The 12039-nt window shown below is 67.7% G+C and carries 14 protein-coding genes; 9 read left to right on the top strand and 5 right to left on the bottom strand.

All coding sequences use genetic code 11. The features are described 5' to 3' along the window. Nucleotides 1-75: 75 nt before the first annotated feature. Nucleotides 76-1515 (top strand): aldehyde dehydrogenase family protein, encoded by a 1440-nt coding sequence (locus tag D620_RS0110320; protein WP_017665728.1) that lies wholly within the window; start codon nucleotides 76-78, stop codon nucleotides 1513-1515. Between the two features lie 134 nt (nucleotides 1516-1649). On the opposite strand, the gene D620_RS0110315 is transcribed toward D620_RS0110320, so the two are convergent. Then, nucleotides 1650-2078 carry a hypothetical protein gene (locus D620_RS0110315; protein WP_017665727.1) on the bottom strand — a complete coding sequence of 143 codons (429 nt, stop codon included), beginning with the start codon at nucleotides 2076-2078 and terminating at the stop codon, nucleotides 1650-1652. After that, nucleotides 2075-2290 carry a hypothetical protein gene (locus D620_RS0110310; protein ID WP_026092123.1) on the bottom strand — a complete coding sequence of 72 codons (216 nt, stop codon included), beginning with the start codon at nucleotides 2288-2290 and terminating at the stop codon, nucleotides 2075-2077. The genes D620_RS0110315 and D620_RS0110310 overlap by 4 nt, the downstream gene beginning before the upstream one ends. 123 nt (nucleotides 2291-2413) lie before the next feature. Here D620_RS0110310 and D620_RS0110305 point away from each other — a divergent pair, with 123 nt between their 5' ends. From D620_RS0110305 to D620_RS0110295, 3 genes are all read left to right on the top strand, one after another. Beyond that, entirely contained in the window at nucleotides 2414-3094 is a 681-nt protein-coding gene (locus tag D620_RS0110305) for a LexA family transcriptional regulator (RefSeq protein ID WP_017665725.1), read from the top strand. A 9-nt stretch (nucleotides 3095-3103) separates the two neighbouring features. Beyond that, nucleotides 3104-3397: a hypothetical protein gene (locus tag D620_RS0110300; protein ID WP_017665724.1), complete on the top strand. Its 294-nt coding sequence runs from the start codon at nucleotides 3104-3106 to the stop codon at nucleotides 3395-3397. Nucleotides 3398-3473: 76 nt separating this feature from the next. Next, nucleotides 3474-4115 (top strand): MBL fold metallo-hydrolase, encoded by a 642-nt coding sequence (locus D620_RS0110295; RefSeq protein ID WP_017665723.1) that lies wholly within the window; start codon nucleotides 3474-3476, stop codon nucleotides 4113-4115. A 20-nt stretch (nucleotides 4116-4135) separates the two neighbouring features. Here D620_RS0110295 and D620_RS0110290 read toward each other — a convergent pair whose 3' ends face one another. Then, nucleotides 4136-4531, bottom strand: coding sequence for an MAPEG family protein (locus D620_RS0110290; RefSeq protein WP_017665722.1), 396 nt, complete (start codon nucleotides 4529-4531; stop codon nucleotides 4136-4138). 234 nt (nucleotides 4532-4765) lie between these two features. Here D620_RS0110290 and rpmF point away from each other — a divergent pair, with 234 nt between their 5' ends. The 5 genes from rpmF (at nucleotide 4766) to D620_RS0110265 (ending at nucleotide 7934) form a co-directional block, all read left to right on the top strand. Then, complete coding sequence (rpmF, locus tag D620_RS0110285) at nucleotides 4766-4942, top strand: 50S ribosomal protein L32 (protein WP_026092120.1); 177 nt, start codon at nucleotides 4766-4768, stop codon at nucleotides 4940-4942. A gap of 36 nt (nucleotides 4943-4978) precedes the next feature. Next, complete coding sequence (gene plsX, locus D620_RS0110280; protein ID WP_017665720.1) at nucleotides 4979-6064, top strand: phosphate acyltransferase PlsX; 1086 nt, start codon at nucleotides 4979-4981, stop codon at nucleotides 6062-6064. Nucleotides 6065-6075: 11 nt separating this feature from the next. After that, complete coding sequence (locus D620_RS0110275; RefSeq protein ID WP_017665719.1) at nucleotides 6076-7041, top strand: beta-ketoacyl-ACP synthase III; 966 nt, start codon at nucleotides 6076-6078, stop codon at nucleotides 7039-7041. A 141-nt stretch (nucleotides 7042-7182) separates the two neighbouring features. Then, nucleotides 7183-7482, top strand: coding sequence for an integration host factor subunit alpha (locus D620_RS0110270; RefSeq protein ID WP_017665718.1), 300 nt, complete (start codon nucleotides 7183-7185; stop codon nucleotides 7480-7482). Between the two features lie 20 nt (nucleotides 7483-7502). Further along, the gene (locus tag D620_RS0110265; RefSeq protein WP_017665717.1) at nucleotides 7503-7934 is read left to right on the top strand and encodes a MerR family transcriptional regulator; all 432 of its coding nucleotides are present in this window, start codon (nucleotides 7503-7505) and stop codon (nucleotides 7932-7934) included. 6 nt (nucleotides 7935-7940) lie between these two features. Here D620_RS0110265 and D620_RS15185 read toward each other — a convergent pair whose 3' ends face one another. Together D620_RS15185 and smc are read right to left on the bottom strand one after the other, a co-directional pair. After that, the gene (locus tag D620_RS15185) at nucleotides 7941-8459 is read right to left on the bottom strand and encodes an SMI1/KNR4 family protein (RefSeq protein ID WP_233992060.1); all 519 of its coding nucleotides are present in this window, start codon (nucleotides 8457-8459) and stop codon (nucleotides 7941-7943) included. Between the two features lie 127 nt (nucleotides 8460-8586). Further along, on the bottom strand, nucleotides 8587-12009 hold the full coding sequence (gene smc / locus D620_RS0110250; protein ID WP_017665714.1) for a chromosome segregation protein SMC: 3423 nt from the start codon (nucleotides 12007-12009) through the stop codon (nucleotides 8587-8589). Between the last annotated feature and the right edge of the window lie 30 nt (nucleotides 12010-12039).

Genomic DNA, 12039 nt, shown 5'->3' with positions numbered 1-12039 from the left:
GCGTTCCCACCCGTGATCGGAGCCACGCGCCTCCGATCACCCCCTCCCGCAGTCAGGAGGTGCGAAGGACGAGCGATGAAACTGAAAGACACCTACCCGCTCTACCTCAACAACAAGGCGGTGCAGCCCAACACCGATCTCGAGGTGACCGATAAATACACCGGCGAGGTCGCCTTCCGCACTGCGCTGGCGACGCCCGATGTGATCGAGGAAGGGATCGCGGGCGCCGTGCGCGCGGCCGAGCCGATGGCGCGGCTCGCCAGCTACGAGAAGCAGGACGTGCTGATGCATTGCGTCCGCCGCTTCCGCGAGCGCTTCGATGAACTCGCCTTCGCCCTGTGCGTCGAGGCGGGCAAGCCGATCAAGGATGCCGAAGGCGAAGTCACGCGCCTGATCGACACCTTCCGCATCGCGGCGGAAGAAGCGGTCAGGAACTACGGCGAGGTCCAGCCGCTCGACATTTCCCCGCGCGCCAAAGGCTATCAGGGGATGTGGAAGCGCGTGCCGATCGGCCCGTGCAGCTTCATCAGCCCGTTCAACTTCCCGCTCAACCTTGCCGCGCACAAGATCGCCCCGGCCATTGCGGTCGGCTGCCCCTTCGTGATGAAGCCCGCCTCCAAGACGCCATTGGGCGCGATCATCATGGGCGAGGTGCTGGCCGAGTGCGACATCCTGCCCGAGGGCGCGTTCAGCATCCTTCCCGCCAGCCGCGACGGCGCGGACCTGTTCACCGAGGACGATCGGCTGAAGCTGCTCTCCTTCACCGGCTCGCCGAGGGTGGGCTGGGACTTGAAGGCCAAGGCCGGCAAGAAGAAGGTCGTGCTCGAACTGGGCGGCAATGCGGCGGTGATCATCGACAAGGATGCCGACCTTGCCGACGCGCTGGAACGCGTGATCTTCGGCGCCTTCTACCAGTCGGGCCAGTCCTGCATCGGGGTGCAGCGCATCCTGATCCACGCCGATGTCTATGACCGCTTCAAGGCGATGCTCGTGGAGCGCGCGGGCAAGCTCGTCGCTGGCGATCCCAAGGACCGCGACACCTTCATCGGCCCGATGATCTCGGACGGGGAGGCCAAGCGGCTGAAAGGCTGGATCGACGAGGCCGTGGCGGCAGGCGCGAGCCTGCTGTGCGGCGGGGGCCTCACCCGCGGCAACATGCTGGAGGCAACGCTGCTCGAAGGCGTGCCGGACGATGCCAAGGCCAAGAACGAGGAAGCCTTCGGGCCGCTCGCCATCCTCCAGAAGTTCACCCACTTCGATGAAGCGCTGGAGGAGGTCAACAACTCCAGGTTCGGCCTTCAGGCCGGCATCTTCACCCGCGACCTGTTTCAGATGTTCGACGCCTGGGACCACCTCGATGTCGGCGGCGTCGTCATCAACGACGTGCCGAGCTACCGGGTCGACAACATGCCCTATGGGGGCGTGAAGGATTCAGGCCTGGGCCGCGAAGGGGTGCGCTTCGCGATGGAGGACATGAGCGAGATCCGCAATCTGGTGATCCGGCGGACGTCCTGATTGCAAGGCCCCCTCCGGGGCCTTGTCCTCGGTGCTATTCCCTCCGCTTCGCTCCGGGGCACCTGCGGGCGCGCGTTCGCGCTTGCGGGCCGCTGGCGGCCCGGGGCACTGCGCCACCGGGCCGCGCGTCAGGGTCACCCCTCCTCCAGCAGCAGCAGCACGCAGGTTACTTCCAGCCGCTCCATCGCGCCGAAGCGGTGGTCGACCTTGGTGATCGCGGCATCGGCGACCAGCTGGCGGGGAATGGCGAATTCGTGATCGGGCAGTCGCTCGATCAGCTCTTCTCCGGCCGCCACGGCATCGCCGCCGCAGAATTCCAGGACCACCTCGTGACGGGTGCCCGCGAAGGTGATCGAGGCCCAGGCCTTTTCCTCGTGGGCGAGCACCGTGCCCGTTCCGGCGGTGATCTCCATCAGGCCCGAGCGCACCCTGTCGGCCAGGGTGCGGCGCGGGCGCAGTGCGGCCGGCGCGCCGATCGGCAGGGCTGCGGCCTTGGTCTCGACCGGCGCGAGATCGCCGTGGATGTCGGCGAAGGGATCGCCGAAGCATTCGGTGAGCATCATGCCATCTCCTCGCTCTCGGCCAGCGCCGCATCGGCGGTTCCGGCGTCGTAGCCCTGCATCCAGGCGCGAGTGCGCATCTCGGTGTCGTGGCGCGGGACGCGGCCCATGCGCAGGTCGAGCACGAAGCGCGGATCCTGGGCAGCGAGCCGCCCGAACTTGGTGGCGGGCATGGCGTGTGCCCGGAGGAAGGTTTCGATGGACCGTAGCAGCATGGTTTTGCGTCCCTCAAATTGCTGATCTGGGCGATTCGCACCGGGCGACTCGCCCGATGTTCCTGATTTGTTTCACTCCATTTCCTACTTGTCTAGGAAAAATCTTTCGCATAGGATGAGGGCATGACGAAATTGCTCCAAAACCCCCGCGAAATTCTCGATCGGCCCCGCATCCGTCTCCTCGAATTGTCGCAGGCGAGGGGGGTGAGCCTCGCCGCACTGTCCGATCTGCTCGGGAAGAACCCCTCCTATCTTCAGCAATTCATTCGCAAAGGATCGCCCCGCAAGCTCGAGGAGCAGGACCGCGCGACACTCGCCCGCTTTCTTGGCGTGGGCGAGGAGGAATTGCGGGATACGCAGGAAAATTCCTATGTAACCGCCCCCATCCCGCGCGAGGATGGACAATGGGTCGACGTCCCGCGCCTCGATCTGGGCGCGTCAGCAGGCCCCGGGCGCGTCGCGGGCGGGGAGGCGGCTTTCGATGCCTTCCGCTTCTCGCGCCGCTGGCTCGAGGAACAGGGCCTGGCGCGCGCGCAGCTTTCCGCGATCCGGGTCGAAGGGGATTCGATGGAGCCGCTATTGAACGACGGCGACGAAATCCTCGTCGACCGCGCGCCGCGCGCCTTTCGTGACGGGATCCACGTCGTCCGCCTCGGCGACACGCTGATGGTAAAGCGGGTCGCGAGTGCGGGGCCGGGGCGGGTGGCGCTGCTCTCGCAGAACTTCGCCTATCCGCCCGTGGAGGTGGCGGCCGAGGAGGTCGAGATCATCGGCCGGGTTGTGTGGAAGGGGGGGCGGGTTTAGGCCCGCGTCATGATCGTCACCGCCACTGAGTTGCTGATCGCAGGCAATCGCCGAGGACGCCTGCTTTTGCGCTCGGACGGCCTTTTCCAGTTCGCCACGGAGACCATCAACGAGCCCGACGAGGAATGTGGCGGTTACTGGATGAACGACTATCCGCCATCAGGCATCTATTCGCGCCGGGACGATGCTGTTGCCGGATTGCAGGCAGAGCTCAAGTCGAAGGCTGATCTGGTCCCCACAGAGCCGCTTGCCATCGAACTGGACGTCGGCCCGTGGGAAGAACCCGTGCTGCGCCAATCCTGAAAAATCGCGGTTGCGTATCGCCGACAAAATGAGCAGTCCCGCTCCCATGACCGACACCCCCAAACCCCTCCCCCCCATGCGCGCCGCGATCATCCCCGTGACGCCGCTGCAACAGAACTGCTCGCTGATTTGGTGCACCAGGACGATGAAGGGCGCGCTGGTCGATCCGGGCGGAGACTTGGACAAGCTCAAGGATGGCGTCGCCAAGGCCGGTGTTAGCCTCGAAAAGCTGCTCGTCACCCACGGGCACTTGGACCATTGCGGGCAGACCGGGATGCTGGCCGAGGAACTGGGCCTGCCCATCGAAGGCCCGCACGAGGATGACCGCTTCTGGATCGACCAATTGGATGACGACGGCCCGCGCTGGGGGATGGTCGCCAAGAGCTTCACGCCCACCCGCTGGCTCCAGCACGGCGACACGGTGACGGTGGGCGAGTTGACGCTCGATGTGATCCACTGCCCGGGCCACACGCCGGGCCATGTGGTGTTCTTCCACGAACCCAGCCGCTTTGCCATCGTCGGCGATGTGCTGTTCCAGGGCTCGATCGGCCGCACGGACTTCCCGCGCGGCAATCACCAGGACCTGATCGATTCCATCACCCAGCGCCTCTGGCCGCTCGGCGAGGACGTGATGTTCATCCCCGGCCATGGCCTTACCAGCACCTTCGGCCGCGAGCGCAAGACCAATGCCTTCGTGAGCGATTATATCCTGAGCTGACGGTGCCCCTCGAGGAGGGCCTACATCGCCCCCGCCGCCACCAGTGCCGCCACAATCGCGAGGCCGATCTGGGTGAGCATGGTGACGATCGTGCCGATCATCCGCCCGACCTGCGCCTTGCCGCCGTCCATGCCAATGCCGTGCGCGACGCGCCCGACGAAATAGGCGAGCGCGACCAGCCCGAGCCACCAGCTGCCCTTGCCGGCCAGTTCGATCGCCGCAATCAGCACCAGCACGAAGCCGGTGTTCTCGACATAGTTGAGCTGCGCGCGCATCCGGCGCTGCAACGCCTCGCTCCCGCCGTCGCCGACGCTGATCTTGAGCGCCGTGCGCAGCGCCCCGATGCGGATGCCGAGCCAGATGTTGAGCACCGCCGCCGCCGCAGCCGCGGCGAGGGTCACGGGAAGCATGATCATGGATGAAATCCCCTCTGAAACAGGCCGCCTTGCTAGGGCCCATCCACGCTGCTTGCAACGCGCGAATTTTTCGCTATAGCGCGCCGCTCCCCGCCGCTGCTGGCCAAGGAATGCCCCGCAAAGCCTCGTGCTTGTGCGGTAGCCCTCCTTGCCGTAAGGGCGGCCTTCGAGAATCGCAGGCGCAGCCGGATGAATGGGCGGCGCACGTCAGTAATTTGAGGAAATGGTGCCGCCATGGCTGTCCCCAAGAGAAAAGTATCGCCTTCCCGTCGCGGCATGCGTCGTTCGCACGATGCCCTCAAGGTCGAGGCGTTCCACGAATGCTCGAATTGCGGCGAATTGAAGCGTCCGCACAACATCTGCGGCCACTGCGGCCATTACAACGGGCGTCAGGTCGTCGCCGTCGGCTAAGCCGGTGGTGCTTACGATAGACCGGAGAAAAGCACGATGAGCCTGCCCCGTATCGCGGTCGATGCGATGGGCGGCGATGAAGGCGTGCGCGTCATGGTTGAAGGCGCCGCGCTCGCTCGCCGCGATCACGACAAGTTCAAGTTTCTGCTGGTGGGGGATCAGGCGCGCATCGAAGCCGCGCTCGACAACCACCCGAACCTGCGCGCGGCCTCCGAAATCCTCCATTGCGACGATGTGGTCGGCGGGGACGAGCTGCCCAGCAAGGCGATCCGCCGCGCCAAGACCACCTCGATGGGTCTGGCCGTCAATGCCGTGAAGACCGGCGATGCCGGCGCCGCGGTCAGCGCGGGCAACACCGGCGCGCTGATGGCGATGAGCAAGCTCGCCCTCAGGACCATGCCCGGGATCGATCGCCCCGCGCTTGCCGCCATCATGCCGACGCTCCAGGCGCATGACGTGGTGATGCTCGATCTTGGCGCCAATACCGAAGCCGATGCCCGCAACCTCGTCCAGTATGCGGTGATGGGCGCGGCCTATTCGCGGATCGTCAACGGTTTCGAGCGGCCGGTCGTGCGCCTGCTCAACATCGGCACCGAAGAAATCAAGGGCACCGAGGAACTGCGCGATGCCGCCGCGATGCTGACCGCGGCGAGCGCCGAAGTCGGGCTGGCGATGCAGTTCGACGGCTTTGTCGAAAGCGACAAGATCAACCGCGGCGAAACCCATGTGGTCGTCACCGACGGTTTTTCGGGCAATATCGCGCTGAAGGCGATCGAGGGCTCGGCGCGGTTCGTCACCGATCTGCTGCGGCAGGCCTTCACCTCGTCGCTGCGTTCGAAGATCGGCTTCCTGGTCTCGCGCCCGGCAACCGAGCTCTTGAAGCACCACCTCGATCCCAACAACCACAATGGTGCGGTGTTCCTCGGTCTCAACGGCGTGGTGGTGAAGAGCCACGGCAGCGCCAATGCCAAGGGCGTCGCCCATGCCGTTGCGGTGACGGCGCGCCTGCTCGAGAACAAGCTCACCGAACGGATCGCGCAGGACCTTGCGCAACTGGGCGAGGAAGCGCTGCGCAAGCACGTTCCCAGCACGGCCCCCAAGGACAGCGAGGCGCCAGCTTGAACAAGGGGTCTGTGAGCGGCTCGCGCGTGCTTGGCACCGGCTCGGCGCTGCCCCGCCGGGTGGTGACGAATGCCGAGCTCGCCGAATCGGTCGACACCTCGGACGAATGGATCGTCGCGCGCACCGGCATCCGCCAGCGTCACATCGCGGGCGAGGGCGAGACCACCGCCAGCCTCGCCATCGCCGCCGCGCGCGCCGCGCTGGACGATGCCGGGATCGAGGCATCGAGCATCGGCCTCATCGTGCTCGCCACCGCCACGCCCGACAACACCTTCCCCGCCACCGCCACCAAGGTGCAGGCGGCGCTGGGGTGCCAGGGCGGGATCGCCTTCGATGTGGCGGCGGTGTGCTCGGGCTTTCTCTATGCGCTGGCCACGGCCGATTCGCTGCTCAGGACCGGCATGGCGAGCCGTGCCCTGGTGATCGGGGCGGAGACTTTCAGCCGCATCCTTGACTGGGAGGATCGCACCACCTGCGTGCTGTTCGGCGACGGCGCGGGCGCGGTGGTGCTCGAGGCGCCTTCGGGCGCGAACGACGGGGTCGGCATCCTCGGCACCAAGCTTCACGCCGATGGCGACCAGCATGATCTCCTTTATGTCGACGGCGGGCCTTCGAGCACGCAGACCGTCGGCCATGTGCGGATGCGCGGGCCCGAAGTGTTCCGCCACGCGGTCGTCAACCTTGCCGATGTCCTCAAGGAAGTGCTTGAGGATACAGGAGTTTTGGTGAGCGAGATCGACTGGGTCGTGCCCCACCAGGCCAATGCGCGGATCCTCGATGCGACCGCAAGGAAGCTCGGTCTTGCGCCGGAGAAGGTGGTGGTGACGGTGCAGGATCACGCCAACACCTCGGCCGCCTCGGTGCCGCTCGCGCTCGATGTCGCGCGCAAGGACGGGCGGATCAAACCGGGCGATCTGGTGATGCTGGAAGCGATGGGCGGCGGCTTTACCTGGGGGGCAAGCCTCATCCGCATGTGAGGCGCAGGCGCCGCGCCTCTCACTTTTGTTAGGTCAATTGTCGTTAACACAACAATCCGCAACGCATCGCTTTGCAATCGCGCCCGAAAATCGTAAACACCTGTCACCTTTGTTCGGGTCGCACCGCGAAGGAGAATTCGCATGATGCGTTCGGTTGGCACTTTGACCCGCGCCGATCTGGCTGAGACCATCAATCGCAAGATGGGTTTCAGCCGCGCGGAATCGCTTGATCTGGTCGAGGCGATCCTCGCCAAGATGAGCGATGCGCTCGCCAAGGGTGAAAACGTCAAGATTTCGGGCTTCGGCAGCTTCGTGCTGCGCGACAAGAATGAACGGATCGGCCGCAATCCCAAGACCGGGATCGAAGTGCCGATCACGCCGCGCCGGGTGATGACCTTCCGTGCCAGCCAGCTGCTCAAGGAACGCATCGCCAAGGGGTAACGCAAGGAAGGTGAGGCCAGATGACCGGTTTCGATGACGGCAAGGACGAGGGTGCGCTGCGCACCATCGGCGAAGTCAGCGAGGCGCTGGACATCCGGCCCCATGTTCTGCGGTACTGGGAGGCGCAGTTCCCGCTATTGAAGCCGCTGAAGCGCAGCGGCGGGCGGCGCTACTACCGCCCCGCCGATGTCGAACTGGTCCAGACCATCGACCGGCTGGTGAACCGCGAGGGCTATACGCTGAAGGGCGCCGAGGCGGTGCTGCGCGCGGCCGCCAAGTCGCCGCTCGACCGCCGCAAGGAAGACCGCCGCTCGGGCGACCGCCGCGCCGGCGCCGATCCCGACGCGGCGCCGGGCGTGCGCATCGCGGTCGCCGAGGTGCCGGACATGGCCGAGGTGATCGCCGGGCTGAAAGCGGTGCGTGCGAAGCTGGCGGCGGCGCTGGAGGCTTAGCCTTGCTCAGACCGGCAGATTCATCTTCTGCACGGCATCGAGGAAGTGATTGTTTGGCGGCTCAGCAAGCAGGAATTCATAAGGCAGATCGGCCTTCCCGGTCGCATTAATGGAGCAATTGCCTTGCTCCAGCGCATCCGCCATCCAGCCGAGAAACGATGCAAGACTGCCCGCGATCAGGCGCTTGCGCTCCTCGTCCCGGCCGGAATTGATGACTTGGCCCGCCGTGCCTGCCGGGCCGGGAGCCGTATCCACCGACAGGTGGTTGCCGCCGAAATCGTCGGCGAAAGCGATCCACCCCGGATTGATGTACTTGGCGGCGATGGCTCCTTCGGGGTCGGAACTGTGGAATTCGCCGTCTTCGGCTGACTCCAGATCGGCGTTCGCGATGTCGCGCCACATTTGCGCTATTCTTGCCAATTCATCGATAGGCATGAAACGCAGCCCGAAGAAGAAGCCGATGCCCTTCCTGCTTTCGCCGTTCGCGAGGGCGTAGAGCTGCTTGAGCTGTTCCGAGGCCGCAATGTCGGTTGCGTCGTCTATTTCTGCTTCGGTGAGCCCGGATTGAGCCCCTCAAGCAGCGCCGGAAAATTGGCCTCTGCCCAGCTGCGGATGCGCGCGAACCCCTCTTCGACCGTGGTTGCCATCATGCCTACTCCGCCGCCAGCAGCGCGGCCTCGCCCAGATCGACGCTCACCAGCCGCGAGATGCCCTTCTCCGCCATCGTCACTCCGAACAATCGGTGCATGCGGCTCATCGTCACCGCATTGTGGGTGACGATGAGGTAGCGGGTGGTGGTGGTGGCGACCATCGATTCGAGGAGGTCGCAGAAGCGTTCGACGTTGGCATCATCGAGCGGCGCGTCGACCTCGTCGAGCACGCAGATCGGGGCGGGGTTGGTGAGGAACAGCGCGAAGATCAGCGCGGTCGCGGTCAGCGCCTGCTCGCCGCCTGACAGCAGCGACAAGGATTGCAGCCGCTTGCCCGGCGGCTGGGCGTAGATTTCGAGGCCGGCTTCCAGCGGATCGTCCGAATCGACCAGCGCGAGGTGCGCGCTTCCCCCCTCGAACAGCCGCGTGAACAGCACCCGGAAATGCCCGTCCACCGCCTCGAACGCGGCGCGCAGCCGCTCGCGGCCCTCGCGGTTCAAGTTGCCGATCGATCCGCGCAGGCGGGCGATGGCTTCGACCAGTTCGGCCTGCTCCTCGGCGCTCGAGCCGTGCTCGGCCTCGATCCGGGCGAGTTCGTCGGCGGCCACGAGGTTGACCGGGCCGATCCGCTCGCGCGCGGCGGTGAGCTTTTCGAGCTCCTCGGATTCCTGCGCGGCAGGGGCAAGGTCGGCCTCCTCGAAGCCGAAGCGATCGCCGAGAAGCGGGGGCGGGCACTGGAATCGCTCGCCCGAAATGCGGGCCATCTCGGCACGGCGCAGCTCTTCGTTCTCGGCGCGCGCGGCAAGGCTGGCGCGCGCTTCGCGGGCTTGTGCGAGGACCTCGGTGCATTGCGCGAGCGCGGTGTCGGCCGCGCGGCTGCGCGCCTCGGCCGCGTGCATCACCGCATCGGCTGCGGCAAGTTCGGCGGCAAGGCGGACGCGGGTCGCCTCGCCTGCCTCGATCTCGGCAGCGAGCGCGGCGGGCTTGGCGGCGATGACGGCGTGTTCCTCGGCGATTTCGGCGAGGCGGCGGCCGGTTTCAGCCATGCGCCGCTCGGCATCCGAGGCGCGGGCCTGCCAGCCGGCGTGGTCGGCCTGCTGCCCGGCGAGCCGCTCGCGCGCGACGGCGAGCGCCTGGTCCTGCGCGGCAAGCTCGGCAAGCGCGGCCTGCACTGCGGCGCGGGCGGCGGCGTTCTTCGCCTGCGCCGCTTCGAGCGCGGCACGCCCTGCATCGCGGGCGGGGAGCCTTTCGCGGGCGGCGGTGGCGGCTTCGACCTCGCTTCGGGCGGCGGCGATCTGGGTCTCGGTGTCTGCTGCACTGGCGGCGAGTTCGGCAAGGCGTGCGGCGAGACGTTCCTTTGCCGCCTCGGCCTGGTCGAGCCGCCGCAGTGCCTGGCGTTCGGCCTCGATGGCGCTGGCGATGCTGCGCTCCTGCGCGATGAGCCCGGTCTGGAGCGCGGCAAGCTCCTCGCGAACCGCCTTGTCCTCGGCCTCGGCACGGGCGGCGGCGTCACGCAAGGGCGGGAGGGCGGCGTCCAGTTCGGCAAAGCGGTTGGCCGCTTCGAGCTGCGCGGCTTCGGCAGCCCCTTCGCCGCGCGCGACGAAACCGTCCCAGCGCCTGAGGTGCCCGGCGCGGGTCACCAGCCATTCGCCCGGAGCCAGCGCGCGCGCGTCATCCTCCTCGACGCAGTGCACCAGCGCGAGGCGGGCGGCGAGTTCCGGCGGGCATTGCGAAAGCCGCCCGGCGAGGCTGTCGGCGACGGGGCGGGGCGCGGCGGCCCCCGTCCAGAAGCGTCCGTCCTGTGCCGGGGCAGGCGTGCCGAGCGGCGACTTCCCGTCGCGCCCCAGCACCGCCGCGAGCGCGCGTTCGTGGCCGGGGGTGACAGTCACCCGGTCGAGCGGGGTTGCCATCCCCTGCCGCCCGGCCTCGCGCTTGGCACGGGCCTCGCGGTCGCGGGCAAGCGCGGTGTGCTCGCGCTCGATTCCGGCGAGTTCGGCGCGCGCGGCGGCGAGGCTGCTTGCGACATCGTCGCGCCGCGATTGGAGGTCGGCCTTGCGCGCCTGGTCCTCTGCGAGCCTCGCGCGCAGGCGAGCGAGATCGTCCGCTGCTTCATCCGCAGCCTCGCGCGCGGCGACAAGGTCGGCGTCGGGGTCGGTGGCGGCCTCGAGTTCGGCGCGGATGCGCAAGAGGCGGCTGGCTTCGGCCTCGATCCGTGCAAGGCGGGCCTGCGCCTGGTCGACGGCGGCCTCGGCGACGCGCCATTCGGCCTCGACCCCGGCCTGATCGGCGGTCGCCTTGGCGAGCGCGAGTTCGGCGGCGCGGCTGGCGCGCTCCTTGTCCTCGGCTTTTTCGGCGAGCAGGGGGCGCGCGGCTTCGGCGGCTGCCGCTGCACCGCGGCTGACCTCGAGTTCCTGCGTGAGCCGCGCCAATGCCTCGACCGCAGCGCCGGTCAGCCGGTCGGCGTCCGAGCGATCCTCCTCGAGCCGCATCCGCTGGCGTTCGAGATCGCGCAGCCGGGTCTCGGCAGCATCGAGCTTTTCCGCCAAAGCCGCCATGCGGTGCCCGTGCGCGCTGGCATCGTCACGCCGGTCGGCGAGTTCGTCGCGGGCTTCGGCGAGCGCTGCGGCGGCCTCGGCCTGCTCCTTCTGGACGACTTCGACTGCCTTCTGCGCCTCGGCGACCCGCGCCTCGGCGCCTTCGGCAGCAGCGCGGGCGGCCTTGGCGGCGGCGGCAGCCTCGCGCCAGCGGGCGAACAGCAGACGGGCCTCGGCGGCCTGGATCTGGCGGGTGAGTCCGGTGTAGCGCTCGGCCTGCCGCGCCTGGCGCTTCAATGAGGCGATCTGGGCATCGAGCCCGGCCATCAGGTCCTCGAGCCGGGCAAGGTTCGCTTCGGCCGCGCGCAGCTTGCCCTCGGCATCCTTGCGGCGCACATGCAGCCCCGCGATCCCCGCCGCTTCCTCGAGCATCGCGCGGCGTTCGGCGGGCTTGGCCGCGATCACCTGCGCGATCTTGCCCTGGCTGACGAGCGCGGGCGAGTGCGCCCCGGTCGCCGCATCGGCAAAGGTCAGCGCCACATCCTTGGCGCGCACATCGCGGCCGTTGACGCGGTAGGCTGACCCGGCGCCGCGCTCGATCCGGCGGGTGACGACCAGCTCCTCGCCGCCGTCATCCTCGGCGTGGAGCACCACTTCGGCAAAATCGCGCGGGGGGCGGGTGGAGGTGCCCGCGAAGATCACGTCCTCCATCCCGCCCGAACGCATCGACTTGGCCGAGGTTTCCCCCATGACCCAGCGGATCGCTTCGAGGAGGTTGGACTTGCCGCAGCCGTTGGGACCGACCACGCCGGTCAGCCCGGGCTCGATGCGCAGTTCCGCCGGCTCGACGAAGCTCTTGAAGCCGCTGAGCTTGAGCCGGTGGATCTGCATCGGCTGTTCTGGCGCCCCCGCCCGTCAGCC

The sequence above is a fragment of the Porphyrobacter sp. AAP82 genome (assembly GCF_000331285.1).
GTDB lineage: Bacteria > Pseudomonadota > Alphaproteobacteria > Sphingomonadales > Sphingomonadaceae > Erythrobacter.
Note: the sequence above shows the minus strand (reverse complement) of the source record. Positions and strands in the feature narration are given on the sequence as shown.

Excerpts from the sequence above, each read along its gene's own strand:
- smc (WP_017665714.1), bottom strand. The coding sequence starts at position 12,009 with ATGCAGATCCACCGGCTCAAGCTCAGCGGCTTCAAGAGCTTCGTCGAG.
- D620_RS0110290 (WP_017665722.1), bottom strand. The coding sequence starts at position 4,531 with ATGATCATGCTTCCCGTGACCCTCGCCGCGGCTGCGGCGGCGGCGGTG.
- D620_RS0110320 (WP_017665728.1), top strand. The coding sequence starts at position 76 with ATGAAACTGAAAGACACCTACCCGCTCTACCTCAACAACAAGGCGGTG.
- D620_RS0110310 (WP_026092123.1), bottom strand. The coding sequence starts at position 2,290 with ATGCTGCTACGGTCCATCGAAACCTTCCTCCGGGCACACGCCATGCCC.
- D620_RS0110300 (WP_017665724.1), top strand. The coding sequence starts at position 3,104 with ATGATCGTCACCGCCACTGAGTTGCTGATCGCAGGCAATCGCCGAGGA.
- D620_RS0110270 (WP_017665718.1), top strand. The coding sequence starts at position 7,183 with ATGATGCGTTCGGTTGGCACTTTGACCCGCGCCGATCTGGCTGAGACC.
- D620_RS0110295 (WP_017665723.1), top strand. The coding sequence starts at position 3,474 with ATGCGCGCCGCGATCATCCCCGTGACGCCGCTGCAACAGAACTGCTCG.
- D620_RS0110265 (WP_017665717.1), top strand. The coding sequence starts at position 7,503 with ATGACCGGTTTCGATGACGGCAAGGACGAGGGTGCGCTGCGCACCATC.
- rpmF (WP_026092120.1), top strand. The coding sequence starts at position 4,766 with ATGGCTGTCCCCAAGAGAAAAGTATCGCCTTCCCGTCGCGGCATGCGT.
- D620_RS0110305 (WP_017665725.1), top strand. The coding sequence starts at position 2,414 with ATGACGAAATTGCTCCAAAACCCCCGCGAAATTCTCGATCGGCCCCGC.
- plsX (WP_017665720.1), top strand. The coding sequence starts at position 4,979 with ATGAGCCTGCCCCGTATCGCGGTCGATGCGATGGGCGGCGATGAAGGC.
- D620_RS0110315 (WP_017665727.1), bottom strand. The coding sequence starts at position 2,078 with ATGATGCTCACCGAATGCTTCGGCGATCCCTTCGCCGACATCCACGGC.